The organism is Alcanivorax sp. HI0083 (assembly GCF_001635175.1).
Genome location: NZ_LWFX01000166.1, coordinates 1 through 1,058, shown reverse-complemented (window position 1 = coordinate 1,058; position 1,058 = coordinate 1). Strand labels below are relative to the sequence as shown.

General features: G+C 59.7%; 1 protein-coding gene. It reads left to right on the top strand.

The annotated features are described in order from the left end of the window. A partial coding sequence (locus A3754_RS01810) for an AAA domain-containing protein (RefSeq protein ID WP_304439771.1) occupies nucleotides 1-1,058 on the top strand: 1,058 nt, incomplete at both ends.

Sequence of the window (1,058 nt, the reverse complement as noted above, 5' to 3'; positions counted from 1 at the left end):
CTGCTGGATACGCCGCGTGAGGCGTATGAGAGCGACATTCGCTTTGTTGATCCCAAAGAGATTGATCGGGAATACACCCCGGCAGATCTGCTGTCGCCGTTGCCGGCGGATTCTTCCCAGATGGCGGCCATTGCCACGGCGGACAGAGGCAAGGATTTCGTCATCATTGGCCCGCCGGGTACCGGCAAGAGCCAGACCATCGGCAACCTGATTGCGCACATGCTGGGCAAAGGCAAGAAGGTGCTGTTTGTGTCCGAGAAGACCGCCGCACTGGAGGTGGTGCACCGTCGTCTCAAGGATATTGGCCTGGGCCACTTCTGCCTTGAATTGCACTCGAACAAAGCCAGGAAGGCTGATGTTCTGGATCAGCTACGGACCTCCTGGAACAGCGCCTCCCAATCTACGGTGAGCGACTGGAAGGCAGAGGCGGAACGGCTAAAGACACTACGTGACCGCCTGAACCGGGTGGTGAATGCCCTGCATCAACGCCACCGTAATGGCCTGACGGCGCACTATGCCATCGGTGTGAAGGTGCGTGATGCCGACCTGGCTGCCAAGGTAAAGCTGAGTTGGCCAAATGCGGCCTATCACGACGATGCGCAACTGCAGAAGCTGCGTGAAATGGCTGAGTTGCTGGCGGTTCAGGCCAAGGCTGTGGGTAATCTGGTAGATCACCCGCTGGCATTGATCAGCAATTTTGACTGGCGGCCTCAGTGGGAAGAAGCGGTGGTGGGTGCCGCCCGCAGCCTGAAAGCCAGTGGGGCGCAGTTGACCGACAAATTGGCGTCGCTTGAGAAAGCCCTGGGCATCAGCCTGGGTGTGGTGAGCCTGGCCAAGTTGGCTGCCNTGGCCGAGTGTGGTCAGGTCTTGCTGGACGCCTACCGCCAGCAGGCCTCTTTTGCGCTGGAGCCGGATGCAACGGATCGACTGGATGCGCTGGAAGAAGCCGTCACACAGTTGAAGGCCTACATTGAGACGCAAGCGAAGCTGAGTTGCACCTATGAGCCGTTGGCCTGGCAGAAGCTGAATGCGGCGGTGCTGGGGCAAGCCTGGGCGGA